This window comes from Thioclava sp. FR2, from assembly GCF_051200875.1.
In the GTDB taxonomy this organism is placed as follows: Bacteria; Pseudomonadota; Alphaproteobacteria; order Rhodobacterales; family Rhodobacteraceae; genus Pseudotabrizicola.
In genome coordinates this window covers 197,184-215,396 of sequence record NZ_CP195191.1, presented here as the reverse complement: position 1 = coordinate 215,396, position 18,213 = coordinate 197,184, and the positions used below count along the sequence as shown (strand labels likewise).

The 18,213-nt window shown below is 56.3% G+C and carries 18 protein-coding genes; 13 read left to right on the top strand and 5 right to left on the bottom strand.

Annotated features, from left to right (window positions below; translation table 11 throughout):
* Positions 1–12: 12 nt before the first annotated feature.
* On the bottom strand, positions 13–1,542 hold the full coding sequence (locus ACSBLW_RS01010; protein ID WP_435258395.1) for a tetratricopeptide repeat protein: 1,530 nt from the start codon (positions 1,540–1,542) through the stop codon (positions 13–15).
* 534 nt (positions 1,543–2,076) lie between these two features.
* Here ACSBLW_RS01010 and ACSBLW_RS01005 point away from each other — a divergent pair.
* The gene (locus tag ACSBLW_RS01005; protein WP_435258394.1) at positions 2,077–3,177 is read left to right on the top strand and encodes a pyridoxal phosphate-dependent aminotransferase; all 1,101 of its coding nucleotides are present in this window, start codon (positions 2,077–2,079) and stop codon (positions 3,175–3,177) included.
* Positions 3,178–3,179: 2 nt separating this feature from the next.
* Here the strand turns inward: ACSBLW_RS01005 and ACSBLW_RS01000 are convergent, their stop codons facing one another.
* The 3 genes from ACSBLW_RS01000 to gatB form a co-directional block, all read right to left on the bottom strand.
* Positions 3,180–3,563, bottom strand: coding sequence for a DUF4177 domain-containing protein (locus tag ACSBLW_RS01000; protein ID WP_435258393.1), 384 nt, complete (start codon positions 3,561–3,563; stop codon positions 3,180–3,182).
* Between the two features lie 140 nt (positions 3,564–3,703).
* Positions 3,704–4,357 carry a glutathione S-transferase family protein gene (locus ACSBLW_RS00995; protein ID WP_435258392.1) on the bottom strand — a complete coding sequence of 218 codons (654 nt, stop codon included), beginning with the start codon at positions 4,355–4,357 and terminating at the stop codon, positions 3,704–3,706.
* 110 nt (positions 4,358–4,467) lie between these two features.
* Positions 4,468–5,979, bottom strand: a complete 1,512-nt coding sequence (gatB, locus tag ACSBLW_RS00990) for an Asp-tRNA(Asn)/Glu-tRNA(Gln) amidotransferase subunit GatB (protein ID WP_435258391.1) — start codon at positions 5,977–5,979, stop codon at positions 4,468–4,470.
* A 174-nt stretch (positions 5,980–6,153) separates the two neighbouring features.
* Here gatB and ACSBLW_RS00985 point away from each other — a divergent pair, with 174 nt between their 5' ends.
* The 12 genes from ACSBLW_RS00985 to ACSBLW_RS00930 all read left to right on the top strand — a co-directional run bounded on the left by ACSBLW_RS00985 (position 6,154) and on the right by ACSBLW_RS00930 (position 17,641).
* The gene (locus ACSBLW_RS00985) at positions 6,154–6,744 is read left to right on the top strand and encodes a transglycosylase SLT domain-containing protein (protein ID WP_435258390.1); all 591 of its coding nucleotides are present in this window, start codon (positions 6,154–6,156) and stop codon (positions 6,742–6,744) included.
* An 89-nt stretch (positions 6,745–6,833) separates the two neighbouring features.
* Complete coding sequence (locus tag ACSBLW_RS00980) at positions 6,834–7,271, top strand: TerB family tellurite resistance protein (protein ID WP_435258389.1); 438 nt, start codon at positions 6,834–6,836, stop codon at positions 7,269–7,271.
* Positions 7,268–8,038, top strand: a complete 771-nt coding sequence (locus ACSBLW_RS00975; RefSeq protein WP_435258388.1) for a phosphate/phosphite/phosphonate ABC transporter substrate-binding protein — start codon at positions 7,268–7,270, stop codon at positions 8,036–8,038. Before ACSBLW_RS00980 ends, ACSBLW_RS00975 begins: the two co-directional genes overlap by 4 nt.
* A 104-nt stretch (positions 8,039–8,142) precedes the next feature.
* Positions 8,143–8,928: an ABC transporter ATP-binding protein gene (locus ACSBLW_RS00970; RefSeq protein WP_435258387.1), complete on the top strand. Its 786-nt coding sequence runs from the start codon at positions 8,143–8,145 to the stop codon at positions 8,926–8,928.
* A 34-nt stretch (positions 8,929–8,962) separates the two neighbouring features.
* Positions 8,963–9,688 (top strand): transporter substrate-binding domain-containing protein, encoded by a 726-nt coding sequence (locus ACSBLW_RS00965; RefSeq protein WP_435258386.1) that lies wholly within the window; start codon positions 8,963–8,965, stop codon positions 9,686–9,688.
* A gap of 50 nt (positions 9,689–9,738) precedes the next feature.
* On the top strand, positions 9,739–10,620 hold the full coding sequence (locus ACSBLW_RS00960; protein ID WP_435259999.1) for an ABC transporter permease: 882 nt from the start codon (positions 9,739–9,741) through the stop codon (positions 10,618–10,620).
* Positions 10,617–11,444: an ABC transporter permease subunit gene (locus tag ACSBLW_RS00955; protein ID WP_435258385.1), complete on the top strand. Its 828-nt coding sequence runs from the start codon at positions 10,617–10,619 to the stop codon at positions 11,442–11,444. The genes ACSBLW_RS00960 and ACSBLW_RS00955 overlap by 4 nt, the downstream gene beginning before the upstream one ends.
* Positions 11,445–11,568: 124 nt before the next feature.
* Positions 11,569–12,906, top strand: coding sequence for a glutamine synthetase family protein (locus tag ACSBLW_RS00950; protein WP_435259998.1), 1,338 nt, complete (start codon positions 11,569–11,571; stop codon positions 12,904–12,906).
* 91 nt (positions 12,907–12,997) lie between these two features.
* On the top strand, positions 12,998–13,678 hold the full coding sequence (locus ACSBLW_RS00945; RefSeq protein ID WP_435258384.1) for a type 1 glutamine amidotransferase: 681 nt from the start codon (positions 12,998–13,000) through the stop codon (positions 13,676–13,678).
* A 30-nt stretch (positions 13,679–13,708) separates the two neighbouring features.
* On the top strand, positions 13,709–15,064 hold the full coding sequence (locus tag ACSBLW_RS00940; RefSeq protein ID WP_435258383.1) for a glutamine synthetase family protein: 1,356 nt from the start codon (positions 13,709–13,711) through the stop codon (positions 15,062–15,064).
* Positions 15,061–16,365, top strand: coding sequence for an NAD(P)/FAD-dependent oxidoreductase (locus tag ACSBLW_RS00935; RefSeq protein WP_435258382.1), 1,305 nt, complete (start codon positions 15,061–15,063; stop codon positions 16,363–16,365). Before ACSBLW_RS00940 ends, ACSBLW_RS00935 begins: the two co-directional genes overlap by 4 nt.
* An 85-nt stretch (positions 16,366–16,450) precedes the next feature.
* Positions 16,451–17,641 (top strand): DegT/DnrJ/EryC1/StrS family aminotransferase, encoded by a 1,191-nt coding sequence (locus tag ACSBLW_RS00930; RefSeq protein WP_435258381.1) that lies wholly within the window; start codon positions 16,451–16,453, stop codon positions 17,639–17,641.
* A gap of 67 nt (positions 17,642–17,708) precedes the next feature.
* On the opposite strand, the gene ACSBLW_RS00925 is transcribed toward ACSBLW_RS00930, so the two are convergent.
* Complete coding sequence (locus ACSBLW_RS00925; protein ID WP_435258380.1) at positions 17,709–18,122, bottom strand: VOC family protein; 414 nt, start codon at positions 18,120–18,122, stop codon at positions 17,709–17,711.
* Positions 18,123–18,213 lie beyond the last annotated feature (91 nt).

The following is an 18,213-nucleotide window of genomic DNA, read 5'->3' as shown; positions in this document are numbered from 1 at the left end:
GCCCTGGATGTTTCAGCCGTCCACCGCCGGACGTGCGCGACCGATCGCATCAACAATCTGACGCATTGCCGTCCCTCGCATCGGGCCGTGGATGCATTCATCATAGATGCCGTTCGAATTACAGAACCGTAGAATGGCCCTGATCGTTCTGCTGCTCAAACGCCCAGAGACCGGCCCACTATAGACCCCAAGTTTCGACAGTTCCTGCTGAACGAGGTAGGTATAAGCCTCCTTGTCGCGAAAGAACACTTGCTGAAGCCCGTATTGGTAGGTGTCGCCGGTGTAACCTCCAAGCAACTTTGACAACTCAGGACGCGCAGCCCGCGACGACCGCCCCTCAAAGACAAGTGCCACTTCTTCTGTCGCCAGTGCCCTTTCCGGAAGAATGTCACGGTACTTTTCCAGATACTGCTTCCGCGCTTCCACCGGGTTGTCGACCAGCCGCGGTTTCTGCCGGGCAAACTTCATCAAAGCCGAGGCGGCACCGCCATCGCCATTCGCGGCAGCCTCTTCGGCGGTCTGCATGACTTTCGGAATATCCAGCAAGAACTTCTTGCCATCAGCCAGCAAATCAAGCGCCGCTTTCGCATAATTCGCGTCACCGGCTTCTGCGGCAGGGCGAAGGACGTCGATACCCGCCTGTACATTCGACGCCGAACCGAACGCCTTGGTGATATGCCCAACGGCAATTCTCAGTCCCACGTCTTTGAACCCGGCATCCTGCGCCTTTTGAAAACTTGCCAGCGCGGCAGGGCCATCACCCGCCTTGAGTTGCGTTGTGCCAAGCCCAATCAATGCCGACGTCCGTCCCTTGGCAACGGCCTCTTGGTATAGCGAAATTGCCTTACCCAGATCGCCTTCAACGCCATAGCCCTGACGGTAGTACAAAGCCAGTTTCTCGGTGGCCAATGGATCGCCGCCCTGCGCCAATCTCTCCAGAATCTGAATGCTCTCTTTCAGTTCCGTGTCGCCATCCGAACCGACACGATAAGCCTCAGCTAGCGCAACGCCGGCCTGCTCTTCGCCCTCGGCCCACAGCCGTTCCAGCTCACTTAAACCCAGCGCCGGATCGGACTTGGCACCAAAAGCATTGCGCAAATGCAGCTTGGCCCAAACAATTGATACTCCGGGAACCCCTTCCCTGACCGCGCGCTCATAGACCGTAAAGGCTTCTTCAGGACGTCCGGCGTCCAGCAAGGATCTGCCCAATTTGGAAAGCGCCAATGTATGCCCCAGATCGACTGCGCGCTGGTAATTGGCAGCCGCCTTGTTCAGATCTTGGTCTACCAGCGTTCCCTGCAAGTAGATATCTCCAAGCCGAAGAGCAGATGAGGCATGGCCAGCAGCGGCAAGGGTTTCATACTGCCCAATCACAGCAAGCATCTCAGCGGGCGTCTTCGCATCTTCGCGGGCTGTTTCAGCGGCAGAATAAGAAGACCGAAGGCTTGCATCGGTGGTCTCTCCCGCCGCATTCGCCTCAGCGGACGGGAAAACAATCAGGGCCGAAAGCATCGACGCAACGAACAAATTTCGAGCGGACATTACCAGAACTCCCAATTCAAATTAATTACAGATTACACAAAACCACGAAATTTCAAAAGTATAATAGGTTCGTCTCAGGAAATCGTGACCCAGCGGCGACCCAGATTTCCAGCACAGTTCTATCCTAATGCACGGCCCAACCCATCATCCGCAAGACCGGTTCAAACGACGCAAGACAAAACTGCCTTACCGTCATCCTAGATTATCCGGGGGCCGCGGGTCCAGTAAATCAAACGACGAAGGCCATTAACGGGCGCTGATGCAAAGGTGGGGTGTCCCAAGTGTCGCACTATATCCGGACTTGCTCCCTCGCGACTTGGCTGGGCGGATGCCGTCAGCGGCACTCGGCCTTGGCAAAGATTTCACCACAAATCCCAACCCGACCGATCGGCAAAACCCCTTATCTCCCGTGGCATGGCTGTGACCACGGATAAACCACGCAAAACATACATATTAACCACGGGAAGACCACGGGGCGATCACCGCAAACGGGGGCTTGCCCGACCCGCCCTTTCCCGCCAATCTCCGCCCATCATGACCAGATTTCTCACACCCCACGCCGCCGCCCTGCCCTCCACCGTGCCCTTCGTGGGGCCAGAGACGCAAGAGCGCCTGCAAGGCTTCCCGTTTCGTGCCCGCCTTGGCGCGAATGAGTCACTTTTCGGCCCCTCGCCAAAGGCGATTGCCGCGATGCATGCTGCAGCAGAAGAGGTCTGGAAATACGCCGATCCAGAAAATCATGATCTGAAACAAGCACTTGCCGCCCATCATGGGGTGACGCCCGCGCATATTGCTGTCGGGGGCGGTATTGACGGTCTTTTGGGGCTGATCTGCCGCTTGACGCTGGAAGCCGGCACGCCCGTGGTCACTTCTCTGGGTGCGTATCCGACCTTCAACTTCCATGTCGCGGGCTTCGGCGGTGCGCTCACGCGCGTGCCCTACAAGGGCGATCACGAAGACCCGCAGACGCTGCTGGATGCGGCTCACAAGTCTTTGGCAAGGCTCATTTATTTTGCAAACCCAGACAACCCGATGGGTTCTGTTCACCGTGCCGAAGTCATCGAAGACATGGTCGCCAACCTGCCCGAGCACAGCCTTCTGGTGCTGGACGAAGCCTATTCCGACCTTGCCCCCGCGGGAACCATTCCGCAGATCGACCCGAACCACCCTCAGGTGATCCGTTTCCGCACCTTTTCAAAGGGTTATGGCATGGCTGGCGCCCGTGTCGGTTATGCGATCACCAATCCCGACCTTGCCACTGCCTTCGACAAGGTGCGCAACCATTTTGGCATGGGCCGGATCAGCCAGATCGGCGCTTTGGCAGCCCTGCAAGATCAGCCCTGGCTTGACCAGGTTCGCGAAAAGATCGCCCATGGCCGCGCCCGCGTCGCCGAGATCGCCCATCAGAACGGATTGCAACCTCTTGAATCCGCAACCAATTTCGTGACGGTCGATTGCGGTCGCGATGGCGATTACGCCCGCGCCGTCTTGCGCGAAACTGTGGCGCGAGGCGTCTTTATCCGGATGCCCGGCGTCGCCCCGCTGGACCGCTGTATCCGCATCTCTCTGGGCGACGATGCGGCGCTGGGCATTTTGGAAGAGGTTCTGCCTCTGGCCATAACGGCCGCAAACTAGACCTATTCTGCCGCCATATCGGTCGTGGCCCCACCGACTTTCGGGGCCAATCCTTCGGGCGGATTGGCAGCCCCAACAGACCGCTTCGGGCCTTCAGGCGCAACAGTTGTCAGCACAGGCGCCGGTTCCGGCGCATGGGTTGTTTCGCCAATTTCCAAGGGCCTGCGGAACACGAGAAGGTTCTGATAGCTCGTCTTGGTGCCCGTCAGCCCTGCCCGTTCATCACATGGCAAGGTATCGGCGCGAACATATTCCCAACCTTCGGCGCCCAACTCATTCATCACTTGGGTCAAGGCAACGGCAAAGCGCTCTTCGGTGGTTTTCGCTCCCTTGGCTTTTTCCCCACGACGAGGTGCCGGAATGACCTTGTACTGAAAGCGCTGCATCGAATGTTCTCCCCGCATATCGTTACACAGGATAGTAGCAACGCCTCATAAGTCCATGGCTTGGCTTTATATTTTCGAACCAAAAGGGCGCGGGCGCAACAGCGCTTCATATGGTGGGAACCGCTGCGCCAAACCGCAATTTATGGGTTTTTCTGCGGAATTTCGGGCAATTCTGGTGCATTCATTCCCACGAATGGGTCATTCCAGAAAGGCAGGTCCAACAGCCGATCATACCACCGCGAGAGACCAGGGAAGTCTGCCAACGGCAGGTTCATCACGTCATTGAACGGCAAGAATGTTGCCATCCGAAAATCGGCATAGCTGATCCCGCTCTCCAGCAGGTAGTCCCGGCCAGTCAAATGATCGTTCAGGACAGCCGCCGTTTCTGCAAAGAACTCCCGTCCCTCCTTCTCTTTCTCGGGGTCGACAGGGCCAATGCGATAGCGCAGCTTCGTTCCCAACTCAAAGCTCACCATATCGCAAGCCTGCACGAAATTGGCCCTACCCCAACTGATCCAACGGATCAGTTCCGGCATCTCATCATCCATTCTCCAGAAATCAGAGCGCACCATTTGGGAAAGACGACATGCAATCGCATCCGCCTCCCAAAGCGACTTCCCGTTTTCAACCAGAATAGGGATCCGCAGCATCGGGTTGAGTTTGCGAAAGAAATCAGACTGGGAAGGGTCAAAGGGCGCGGCCCAGACCAAGTCCACCGGGGCATTCAGATAGCGCGCCGTAGCGACTGCAAGTCGCGGATTTGGATTGCGGGAATAATAAATCGTTGCCGACATAGTACCCTCAAAAATACACACCTGCGCAGCGTAATTCCTGCGGAAGCCAAAGCAATGAAAAAGCCCCCGAAAAACGGGGGCTTCAACAAAACTCAGCAGTGAGAAAGAAGTTAGATCCCCAGTTTCTGTGCCACCATCTGGTTCACCACAGCCGGGTTGGCCTTGCCACCCGTAGCTTTCAGAACTTGGCCCGTAAACCAGCCTGCCAACTTGGCGTTGACCTTGGCCTTTTCCACCTGTTCCGGGTTCGCCGCGATCAGGTCGTCCAGCGCCTTTTCGATTGCCCCGGTGTCGGTCACGGCCTTCATGCCATGCTTTGCCGCCACCTCGGCAGGGTCTCCGCCTTCGGTCCACAAGAGTTCGAACAGGTCCTTGGCCATCTTTCCGGTGATCTCACCTTTGGCCAAAAGATCAATCATTCCGCCAAGTTGCGCGGCCGTTACCGGAGTTTCCGAGATCGACTTGCCTTCCTTGTTCAATCGCCCGAACAGTTCGTTGATGATCCAGTTGGCGGCCACTTTGCCGTCACGGCCCTTGGCTACTTCGTCAAAGAAATTCGCGGCATCCAGTTCCGCTGTCAGCACATTGGCATCGTAATCGGTCAGGCCGAAGTCCTGCATGAAGCGGGCTTTCTTGGCATCGGGCAATTCCGGCATCCGTGCAGCGATGTCGTCGACCCAACCCTGTTCAATCTCCAGTGGCAGCAGATCGGGGCAAGGGAAATAGCGGTAGTCATAGGCCTCTTCCTTGGACCGCATCGACCGCGTTTCACCCTTGTCGGGATCGTAAAGCCGGGTTTCCTGATCGACCTTGCCGCCATCTTCCAAAATGGCGATCTGGCGGCGGGCCTCGTAGTCGATGGCCTGCTGGATGAAGCGCAGCGAATTCATGTTCTTGATCTCGCAGCGCGTCCCAAGATGCGAGAAATCTTGTGTTTCCTGATACTTCTCATAGGCGCCGGGACGGCAGACCGACACGTTCACGTCAGCCCGAAGGTTGCCGTTCTGCATGTTGCCATCACAAGTGCCCAGATAGCGCAGGATCTGGCGCAATTTCGAAACATAGGCCGCAGCCTCTTCCGGCCCGCGAATATCGGGACGGCTGACGATTTCCATCAGGGCCACGCCCGTCCGGTTGAAATCGACGAAAGACATGTTCGGATCCATGTCATGGATCGACTTGCCAGCGTCCTGCTCAAGGTGGATGCGCTCAATCCGTACGCGACGCGCTGCGCCGGGGCCCATTTCCACGATCACTTCGCCCTCGCCCACGATGGGATGGTAAAGCTGCGAAATCTGGTATCCTTGCGGCAGGTCCGGGTAGAAATAGTTCTTTCGGTCGAAAGCCGAAAACAGGTTGATCTTCGCCTTAAGTCCAAGGCCCGATTTAACGGCCTGTTCCACGCAATATTCGTTGATAACCGGCAACATACCCGGCATCGCGCAATCAACGAACGAAACGTTCGAGTTCGGCTCATTCCCGAATTGGGTCGAGGCCCCGGAAAACAGCTTGGAATTCGAGCTGACCTGCGCGTGGATTTCCATCCCGATCACAAGTTCCCAATCATGCTTTGCGCCAGCGATCACCTTGGGCGTCGGGGCTTCATAGGTTAGGTCCAGCATGGGTCGTCTCCCTTTGGTCTTCTGCGTTCTTTAGGGGGCCGGAAGGCGAGGAGCAAGGCCTGCAAAGGCGGAATGCCGCCGATACGACCAAGCTAGGCTTGTCTGAATCGCAAGAACAGGGTGAATCCGCCGGGTCGTCCACCTGACGGGCGGTGTAACAGATGTGCCTTTAAAATGCGTTTTGCCCTTGCTGCCATTCTCGTCGCAACCGTGTCCCTGACGGGATGCGTCGCTGCTTCCAAGCCTTCGACCGAAACCGACTCGTTGCCTGCCATGCGGTGGGATCACCGCCCTGAAGCAACGGAATGGACCAAAAGCTCGATGAACGTGGTGGCTATGGCCGACGACAAGCTGGCAGAGCAAATTCCGGCTGACATCGAAGGCTGGTGCCCCGGCTACAAAACCGCTTCGGTCAAAGACCGCCGCGCATTTTGGGTGGGTCTGCTGTCAGCGACCGCCAAACATGAAAGCACTTGGAACCCGAATGCTTCGGGCGGCGGTGGGAAATGGATTGGCCTTATGCAGATCGACCCACGTACGGCAAAGAACTATGGCTGTTCTGCAAAAACCGTTTCTGAATTGAAGAACGGTTCGGCCAATCTGGCTTGTGCTATTCGGATCATGTCGTCCCAAGTGGCGAAAGACGGACTGGTGGCAGGCGGTGGTAACCGCGGGATCGGACGTGACTGGGCACCGTTCCGCAGCGCCTCCAAGCGTGCTGATATGGCGGCATGGACCAAGAGCCAGCCCTATTGCCAAGGCTAACCTAGCGAGGCCCCCGATTTGACGATTGAGCCAATCGCAAATCGGGCGCCCCACTTGCTGAACGGTCGCTGCCTGCGTATGTCAGGTTAATGATCCAAAGCTTGCTCAACCGCCTCTTGGCCCCCGCCCCTGAACGTCTTCCCGAACCGGATGCGCGCATCGCTCTTGCCGCATTGATGGTTCGGGTCGCAAAGGCTGATGGAAAATACGACGCTGCCGAAACTGCACGCATCGACAAGGTCTTGGCTGAACATCACCGCCTTTCCCCGTTCCAAGCCGCAGCATTGCGGACCGAAGCGGAAGAGCTGGAAGCCGCGGCTCCGGACACTGTGCGGTTCACCCGTGCGCTGAAAGCTGCGACGGACCCAGAGGATCGAGCCGCGATGATGCAGGCGCTTTGGTCTGTCGCCTTGGCGGATGGTCTGCGGGACTCAGAAGAAGACGCGCTTTTGCGCCTCGTTTCAGATCTTCTTGGCTTGCGCGACGTAGACAGTGCCCTTGCTCGACAAAGGGCTGCCAAGGAATGATTGCGTCCCTCGCCATGTACGACCGCCCGGAAATGCACGCGGCGAACGACCGCTTTTGGGCGCTGATCCGAGATGAGTTGCGCAGCCGGGGCATTTCTGCTCCGGCAGGGCTGACCCGTGGCGATGACGCCTATTGGGCGACATGGGAATCGCCTGATCTTGTTTTTTCGCAGACCTGCGGCCTGCCGTTCCGGGCAAAGTTGCACGACCACGTCACCCTTGTCTGTACGCCTGACTATGGCGTCGCAGGTTGTCCGCCTGGGTATTACCGGTCTGTTTTTGTGGTCAGAAGAGAAGACGCGCGCAGCTTTCCCGACGATTTCAGCCAAGCAGATTTCGCTTTCAATGAAGGCCTTTCGCAATCTGGCTGGGCCGCGGTAAAGGCGTGGTTTGATGCTCGCAACCTGCCCCTCTTGCCAAGATTGCGGACCGGATCTCACGCTGCATCAGCCCAAGCTGTTGTGGATGGAAAGGCCGACTTTGCCGCCCTTGATGCCGTTACCTGGGAACTCCTCTCGGCTGCTACGTACTGGGCGAAGGATCTTCGGGTGGTCGGGTTGTCCGACCCGACTCCGGGGCTTCCCTACATTACGGCACTGGGGAATGACGCGTCGCTGTGTCGCGGCGCTGTTGAGGCCGCTTTCGACCGGCTTTCTCAGGACGATCGGCGTGTCCTGCGTCTGCGCGGGATCACCTTTATTCCCGAAACGGCCTACCTTGCTTTGCCCATCCCAGCAGCACCTGATCAGAATGAGCAGACGTTTTGATCAATTTCTTCGGTTTTGGCCCTGAGCGCGTCAGAAATGCCGTTGCAAACTGCCACTTATTGCGCCCTATTTGATCAACTGACCAACGAAAGCCGCGAACCAACGTGACAGACACTGCCGACACACCCGTCATTGAAATCCATGACCTGCACAAGGCCTATGGCAGCCTTGAGGTGTTAAAGGGCGTGGATCTTACGGCGCATCGTGGGCATGTTGTCAGCCTGATCGGCTCGTCGGGTTCCGGCAAATCCACGCTTTTGCGGTGCTGCAATTTGCTAGAAGAAAGCCAGCAGGGCGAGATTCGCTTCGAAGGCGAAGCGGTGCGCTGGAAAGGTCAGGGCATGGCACGGCACCCGGCCGACAAAGCGCAAGTCACCCGGATGCGCACGAACCTTTCGATGGTTTTTCAGCAGTTCAATCTCTGGTCCCACATGACGATCTTGCAAAACGTCATGGAAGCCCCGGTCACGGTCATGAAGCGCGACCCGAAAGAGGTTGAAGCCAAGGCCCGGGAATATCTGGCCAAAGTTGGCATCGTGGACAAATGCGATGCATGGCCTGCCCAGCTTTCAGGCGGTCAACAGCAACGCGCCGCAATCGCCCGCGCCCTTTGCATGGAACCGCGCGCACTTTTGTTCGATGAACCGACCAGTGCCCTGGATCCTGAACTGGAACAAGAAGTCGTCAAGGTGATCAAAGCCTTGGCAGACGAAGGCCGCACCATGATCCTTGTTACCCATGACATGAAACTGGCCGCTGACGTGTCAGACCATGTCATTTTCCTGCATCAGGGAAAGATCGAAGAAGAAGGCCCACCCGAAAGCCTGTTCGGGGCGCCAAAATCGGAACGCCTGCGTGGCTTCCTTTCTTCGACCGGGAAACTAGACTGAACCCATAACAACAGCTACCACAGGGGAGACATCCATGAAAAAGCTGATGCTTGCCACCGCGCTTCTGGCGCTGACTGCAGGGGCCTCGATGGCCCAAACCGTCCGTATGGGCACCGAGGGCGCCTACCCTCCCTACAACTTCATCAACGACAAGGGCGAAGTTGACGGGTTCGAGCGCGAACTGGGAGACAAGCTCTGCGAACTGGCCGGCCTGACCTGTGAATGGGTTACAAATGATTGGGACTCGATCATTCCGAACCTGCAGTCTGGCAACTACGACACCATCATCGCTGGCATGTCGATCACTGACGAGCGCGAAAAGGTGATCGACTTCACCCAGAACTACATCCCACCAGCTTCGTCGGCCTACATGGCGCTGACCGCTGACGCAAAGATTGGCGAAGGCGCGGTGATCGCCGCTCAGGTTGGCACGATCCAAGCAGGCTATGTCGCCGAGTCGGGCGCAACGCTGCTGGAATTCGCAACCCCGGACGAAACCGTTGCTGCCGTGAAAAATGGCGAAGCTGACGCTGTTTTCGCGGATAAGGACTACCTCGCTCCGGTCGCGGCCGAATCGGGCGGCGCACTTGTTCTTCTGGCTGAAGAAGTACAGCTTGGCGGTGGCGTTGGCATGGGTCTGCGTGAAAGCGACACCGAGCTGAAAGAGAAGTTCAACGCTGCCATCCAGACTCTGAAGGATGATGGTTCGCTGAACACCATGATCAAAAAGTGGTTCGGCGAAGAAGCCGCTGTGTTCTGATCTAAAGACGGTCCGCGCTCATTCTGATGGGCGCGGACCGGACCAGCCCCATGTTTTCAGCTTGCGCCGATCCCAAATCGATTGAAGGCCTTCAATGGCTGCTCTGCTACCTGACCACAGGCAAGCATGTTGAGTTCTATTGGTCCTTTGTCACCGTCCTCACGCTTCTTGCGGTGACGGCACCCGTCGCCTTGGCGTTCGGATTTGGTGGCGCGATGGCGGCACGCAGTCATTTCCTGCCGTTGCGGATCTTGGGCAAAGGGTACACCGGTATGGTTCGCGGCGTGCCTGATATCGTCTTTTTCCTATTTTTCGTGATAGCCCTTGATCAAGGGATCGAGTGGTTGAACCACCAGATTCAATGCCCTGACTGGACTGAGCCCGTGCGTCAGGGTCTTGAATTCAGGGTTTGTCCCGAGGCCAAGGTGCCTTTGAACAGCTCTCCGCAAACGGTCCACAAGCTCTATGGCTTTGGCTTGGCAGTCGTGACCTTTGCGCTGGTGTTCGGCGCCTTTGCAGCCAATGTCCTATACGGGGCAATGTTGGCAGTGCCGCGGGCGCAACTGGAAACCGCCGAAGCCTATGGCATGTCCCATCGTCAGGTGTTCCGGCGAATTCTCGTGCCGCAAATGTGGGTCTATGCCCTGCCCGGATTGTCCAACCTCTGGATGATCCTGATTAAGGCAACGCCTTTGCTTTTCTTGTTGGGCGTCCAAGACATCGTCTATTGGGCCCGAGAGTTGGGGGGCGCAAAAACCAGCGCTTATGAATATCCGCATCCCGATTGGCGACTGTGGTACTTCCTGTTCCTTTTGGTCTTTTACCTTGCCTTTACCAAGGTTTCGGAGGTGGCCCTGAACCGCGTGGCGGCGCGGCTTTCCAAAGGGCAAGCCACGGCCGCAGGTGAGGCGATGCGAAAGGCGGCGGCATGACCTGTCTTGAAACCATCGGCGCATACGCGTTCCGGTCGCTTGGCTACGGCGAACGTTTGCTGCCGCGGACGGATTTTACGCTGTGCCAACAGTTCACTTTGATCGGCTCGGGCTTGATCTGGAACATCTATTTCGGTCTCTTGGCTCTGTTCTTCGGCTTTTTCCTTGCCAATGCCCTGGCAATGGCAAAGGCCTCGTCACATGCCTATGCCCGCAAACCGGCAGAATGGTTCATCTTTATCTTCCGCGGCTCGCCATTGTTCATCCAGTTCTTTTTGGCCTACGAGGCGCTTCAGCTTTTGCCCAAGGCGGGGATAGAAATCTTTGGCATTACAGTACAAACCGCATGGACGACCAAGGCTTGGGCTGGCGCTTTGTTTGTTCTGTTCCTGAACACGGCGGCCTATTCTGCCGAAATCTTTTATGGCGCGCTTCGGTCCATTCCGAAGGGTGATTTGGAAGCAGCCGATGCCTATGGCATTACTGGCTGGAACCGATTTATCCGCATTCAATGGCCAACGATGCTGCGCCTTGCCTGGCCCGCCTACACCAATGAAGCGATCTTTCTGTTTCACTCGACAGCGCTTGTCTTCTTTTCGGGCTTTCCTGCGTTCCAGCAACGGGGCGACGCGCTGTATTACGCGAATTACTTCGCCGATAAGACGTTCAACCCGTTCATACCCTACCCGATTGTGGCTGTGTACTTCATTATATTGACGCTGATCCTGATCACCATCTTTGGGCTGATCAACAAACGGCTCAACCGCCACTTGCCTTCGAACATGGGTGGCAAAATTCGCTTGCGTCCGCAACTGGTCCGGTAGTACGCTACATTTGATCAAATTATTCAGGCACCCGCCTGGACCTGTCTTAGGACGGGATTCAAGGATCAATACAGGGACGAACTCAGGCGGTCCTTTTCAGGGCTGCCGGTGAGAAACGATCATGATGAAGGATTATCTGCGGAAGCACCCGCAAGTGCGTACGATCCGAGTGGCCGCCGCTGACCTGAACGGTCAGGCTCGAGGGAAGCGCATCCCGGCGCGATTTGCCGACAAGGTGGTAAAAGACGGAACCCGTTTCCCCTTTTCGGTCCTGAACCTCGACATCTGGGGGGAGGACATTGACGACAGCCCACTGGTTTTCGAACAAGGCGACCAAGATGGCGTTCTGAAGCCCACTGAACGCGGCTTCATGCCTATGCCATGGCTAGAAGCCCCGACCGCGCTTTTGCCGATCTGGATGTTTCGCGAAAATGGCCAGCCCTACGAAGGCGATCCGCGCCACGCCTTGAACGCCGTTGTGCAGCGCTACAAAGCCCGCGGCCTGACACCCGTTGTGGCTATGGAACTGGAATTCTTTCTGATCGACGATTCGGGCAAGAACCTTCAGGTGCCACTGTCCCCCCGCTCAGGAAAGCGCCGCAAGGCAGCCGAGACCTTGTCGATCCGCGCTCTGGATGCCTTTGACACTTTCTTTACCGATCTCTACGACGCCTGCGAGGCGATGGATATTCCGGCAGACACCTCGACCTCTGAAACCGGTCTTGGTCAGTTCGAAGTGAACCTGATGCATTGCGACGATGCCCTTCGTGCGGCAGACGATGCATGGCTTTTCAAAATGCTTGTCAAAGGCTTGGCCCGCCGTCACGGCTTTGCCGCAAGCTTCATGGCAAAGCCCTATTCTGAATATTCAGGTTCGGGTTTGCACACACATTTCAGCGTCATCGACAACAATGGCGACAATGTCTTTGACTCCGGCGGCCCCAAGGGCACCGCAATGCTGCGCAATGCGGTTGCGGGTTGTCTGAATGCGATGCATGACTCGACATTGCTTTTTGCGCCCCACCAGAACAGCTACGAACGTCTTGTTCCAGACAAGCACGCACCTACCGCCATTTGCTGGGGCTATGAAAACCGCACTGCGGCCATTCGCATTCCGGCTGGCAGCCCTGCCGCCCGTAGGATTGAACATCGCGTGGCAGGCGGCGACGTGAACCCCTATCTGATGCTTGCGGTTATTCTTGGCGCGGCATTGGATGGCATCGAACACGAGATGGAACCACCGTCGCCGGTAACCGGAAACGCCTATGCAGTTGAGGATTTACAGCAGATCCCGTCGACTTGGTTGGCAGCGATTGATGCGTTTGAACAGTCGAAAATCCTTCCGCGTTTCCTGCACAAGGAATTGATCCGCAACATGGTGCAAACCAAGCGTCAGGAGCTGCACTACATTGAGGATCTTTCTGAATCGGAGCGGGTCGAGCTCTATCTCGATACCGTTTGACGCCTAGCTTCGGAGGTCAGGCTCTTTCGAAACGCTTGACCTCCCCCAGGGCCTTCACGCTAGACTTTGGCAATATTGCGCACAGGACAACATGCTGATCGGCATTTTGCAGACCGGGCTTGCCCCCGAAAACCTCGCCCCTCAAATGGGTGACTATCCGGACATGTTTGCCCGGCTCCTTGATGGAAATGGCTTTACCTTCAAGACCTTTCGCGTTGTCGAGGGCGAGTTTCCAAATTCGGTGAAAGATTGCGACGGCTGGCTGATCACTGGGTCGCGCCACGGTGTTTACGAAGATCATCCGTGGATCGCTCCACTCGAACAGTTCATTCGCGATGCCTTTGCGGCACATGTGCCTGTCGTCGGCATCTGTTTTGGGCACCAGATCATCGCGCAGGCCATGGGTGGCAAGGTCGAGCGTTATGCAGATGGCTGGGCTGTCGGAGCGACCGATTATGACTTTGGCGGCGACACCATCACCCTCAACGCCTGGCACCGCGATCAGGTGACCAAAGTTCCCGAGGGTGCAAAGGTCGTAGCAACGAACGAATTCTGTACAAACGCTGCGCTTCTTTATGACGATCGCGCATTCACGGTACAGGCCCATCCCGAATTCCGCCCCGAATTCGTTGATGGGTTGATGAAGACACGGGGCAAGGGCGTCGTACCCGATGCGCTGATGGCCGAAGCGGCTGAGCGACTGGATCGTCCCCTTCATGACAAGACAATTGCCGCGCAGATCGCGGCTTTCTTCAAGGCACCACGGGCCTAATGCCCGGCGGGCAAATAAAGAGTGTGACCCATGTCCAATTGGACGGATAAGCTGCCAGAGGCGGCACTGGAATTCATTGCAAATCGGCGCGTCGACGAGGTTGAATGTATCATCGGCGACATTGCCGGTGTGGCGCGTGGCAAGGCAATGCCTGCTGCAAAATTTGGCACACAGACCAGTTACTTTCTGCCGAATTCCATTTTCCTTCAAACGATTACGGGAGAATGGGCGGACAATCCTTTTGACGCCTTCACCGAGCCAGACATGATACTAGAGCCGGATTGGTCAACTGCGACGGCTGCACCATGGACGGCTGACGTGACCTTGCAGGTGATCCATGATGCAAAAGACCAAGAAGGCAATCTTGTGCCCTTTGCTCCGCGCAACGTGCTTCGCCGGATCGTAAAGCTTTATGAGGCACAGGGCTGGCGCCCTGTTGTCGCTCCAGAGATGGAATTCTTTCTGACGGCCCGCAACACCGACCCGAACATGCCAGTGCAACCCCCGATGGGGCGTTCCGGTCGCCGTGCAGCGGGCAAACAGGCATACTCAATGTCTGCCGTTGATGAATACGGCAAAGTTATCGACGACATTTACGATTTCGCCGAGGCACAGGGGCTAGAGATTGACGGCATTCTTCAAGAAGGTGGAGCCGGACAAATTGAATTGAACCTAGCCCATGGTGACCCTGTTCGTCTGGCCGATGACGTTTTCTTTTTCAAACGGCTGATCCGTGAAGCGGCCCTGCGACACGATTGTTTTGCAACCTTCATGGCAAAGCCTATTGCAGGCGAACCCGGCAGTGCCATGCATATCCACACCTCGGTCGTTGATATCGAAACGGGGAAAAACATTTTTGCGGGCCCAAAGGGCGTGGAAACTGAGGCGTTCAACCACTTCATCGGCGGGATGCAAAATCACATGGCTGCTGCAGTGGCGCTGATGGCCCCCTACGTGAACAGCTATCGCCGCTATGTCCCTGATTTCGCGGCGCCCATCAATCTGGAATGGGGACGCGACAACCGTACGACCGGGCTTCGCATTCCGATCTCCTCCCCCGCAGCGCGGCGTGTAGAAAACCGCCTTCCGGGGATGGACTGCAACCCCTATCTCGGTATCGCCGCGACTTTGGCCTGCGGTTATTTAGGGCTGATGGAGCAAAAGGCCGCGCGACCTGAATTTGTTGGGTCGGCCTACATCGACAGCGATGAAATCCCGGTGAACCTTGGCGATGCATTGGATCTGCTGGATGAGGATGCGGCCCTGAAAGAGATTTTGGGCACCGATTTTTGCGCTGTCTATGACAGCGTAAAGCGCAATGAATACAAAGAGTTCCTTCAGGTCATCAGCCCCTGGGAACGCGAACACCTCTTGTTGAACGTATGAACCTTCTGCATGTCAACGATAAGGCGGGTGAATACCCCGCCAAATCCTACTACGCCGCGACAGCGACAGCCTATGACCGTTTTCCAATTCTGAAAGGCGAACGACGCGCAGATGTCTGCATCATCGGCGGCGGATACACAGGGCTCTCTGCCGCGCTCCATTTGGCAGAGTCTGGGCTGGATGTCGTCCTGCTGGAGGCTCATCGGGTTGGCTTCGGAGCCTCTGGTCGCAACGGCGGCCAGGTTGGCTCTGGTCAACGCCAAGAACAAGACTGGCTAGAGAAACAGTACGGTCATGATGTCGCAAAGTTGCTTTGGTCTTTGGGCGAAGATGCAAAGGCACTTGTTAAGGAGATGATTGCCCGGCATCAGATGCCGGTCACCTTCTATCCCGGTGTGGCCCATGCGTGCTGGACCGACAGTGAGGTGCGTCATAGCCACACTTACGCCGATAAACTCCGCAAAGAATATGGCTATGATCACATCCAGCCGCTTGATCAGGTCGAAATCCGAGACTTAATCGGATCTCGCTCGTACAAAGGTGGCGATATCGACATGGGCGCGGGCCATCTGCACCCGTTGAACTTCGCGATCGGCATGGCAAAAGCGGCGTCGGCAGCAGGCGCGCATTTGTTTGAGCGGTCTGAGGTTCACCACATTCATCGGGGCAAGACGCACGTCGTCAGCACCCACTCAGGGCGTGTCACCTGCGATCAACTCATCCTCGCGTGCAATGGCTATCTTGGCGGGCTTGAACCCCAAGTCGCAGCACGAGTGATGCCAATCAACAATTTCATCGTCGCAACAGAGCCGCTTGGCGAGTCTGCCAAAAGTATTCTTGCCCAGCCTGTCGCCGTTGCCGACACCAAGTTCGTCGTCAATTACTGGCGATTATCCGAGGACAACAGGCTCTTGTTCGGGGGGGGCGAAAGCTATGGGTACCGCTTCCCTGATATCGTAAAAACCGTTTCGAAACCGATGCTTGAAGTCTACCCTCAGCTTAAGGACACGCGCCTTGATTTTGCTTGGGGGGGGACATTGGCCATAACTATGAACCGCATGCCTTGCCTTATGCGACCCGCATCGAATGTTCTTTCGGCCTCTGGATATTCTGGGCATGGCGTTGCGATGGCAACTTTGGCTGGAAAATTGATGGCGATGGCGGTTTCCGGTCAAGCACAGCAGTTCGATGTGATGGCTTCGCTCCCGCAATCCCGGTTCCCTGGTGGCGTCGCATTTCGATGGCCTTTGCTGGTTCTGGCCATGACGTGGTTTTCCCTGCGCGACAGGCTTGGCCTTTAACGCCTGCTCCTGTCATCAACTTGTAACTGGTTCAGTGTGGGTGATTATATTAAAACATAATTAATGTGATCTTAAGGCAATCGAAATGAAAATAGGTGCACTGGCGGCTCCGAAGACCTACTCGGCAGAACCGATCCCTTCGGGAGTCCTTCCAGAAATCGAGAGATTGTTGGCCACAGGTGACCTTTTTCGATACACAGCAGAAGCTGATGCCGCGGTCAGCCTGCTTGAACGAGATTTTGCAGAACACATGGGCACGCGCTATGCGCTTGCAGTGTCGTCCTGCTCGGCGGCTTTGTTCCTGTCGCTCAAGGCACTTGATCTGCCCCGCGGCGCACGCGTTCTGATACCCGCCTTTACGTTTGCTGCCGTGCCATCAGCTGTCGTGCACGCAGATTGCGTGCCGGTCTTGGTTGAGGTCAAAGATAACTACAGAATTGATCTTGAAGACTTTTCCAAAAAGCTCGTGGATGCGGACGCGGTGATGATCAGCCATATGCGCGGCCACACCTCGGACATGGACCACATCTTGCGCGAAGCCGACATTGCCGGCATCCCCGTCATTGAAGACGCGGCACATTCTCTTGGAACACTCTGGTCAGGACGAAAAATCGGGACGCTCGGGAAGATTGGCTGCTTCAGCTTTCAATCTTACAAGCTCGTCAATGGCGGTGAAGGCGGGATGCTGATTACCGACGACCCAGAGATAGCTGCGCGCGCAGTGATCATGTCTGGTGCTTATGAAGAGAATTGGAAGAAACATCCGGGTTTTCAGAACAGCTTTTGTAATTGGCAGAACCGATTGCCGCTTTACAATCTGCGCATGCAAAACCTTTCGGCGGTGGTCATTCGGGCACAATTGCCAGAGATCGAACGTCGTGTGAGGGATGGGCGCCGCAACCACGATTATGTTGCCAAGATCCTGAATGATAGCGGCTATTTCTCGGTCCCAGATGCACTCCCCCAAGAAGAACGGGCTCCGGACTCAATTCAGTTCAACTTTGTGGGGGCGTGGAGCGACGAAGCCGCGCGGCAGTTCCAGTCGATTGCCAAGGAAAACCGTGTCTCTGTGCAAGTTTTTGGTCTTTCTCAGGGGAATGCGCGTGCTTACTGGAATTGGCAATTCCTTGACGATCTTCCTGAACTTCCTCAGACGAGAAATATGCTGATGCGGGCCTGCGACGTTCGCCTTCCAGCCCAACTTTCAACAGAAGAACTTGATTACATAGCAGAAAACTTGATCCAAGCTGCATCCTTGACCCGGACAAAGAAGTAGCCGGACGAAGCGAAAATTTCGGTCAAATCATTGGCAGCGCGGACCGCTTCCTGACCCTTCGAAATGATCAGTGAGCAAAGACACCGTCCATGGACGGGAAACCCTTGACTTCGATGGGATTCCCACTTGGATCCCGAAAGAACATCGTCCATTGCTCTCCGGGTTCCCCTTCAAATCGAACGGAAGGAGGTAGCACGAAAGGCACCCCGGCATTGACGAGGCGGTCAGCCAGTTTCCGCCAGTCATCAAGATGCAAAACCACCCCGAAATGCGGCATGGGTACCATCTTGTCGCCGACTTTACCCGTTGCATCATTTGCAAAGGGCGCTCCCAGGTGCAGGCTCAACTGATGGCCAAAGAACGAGAAATCCACCCAAGTTGCAGTAGATCTTCCCTCTTCACATCCCAAGACAGTGCCATAGAAATGCCGAGTCCTTTCAAGGTCAGTAACGTGGATTGCCAAGTGAAAAGGCGTAAGCATACCGGTTCTCCCTATCTGTGCCCGAAAACTACTTGAAAAGCACCCGCCTTCAACAGCCTTTCCCGTTGATGCAAAGGCGGCAGCCCCCTAA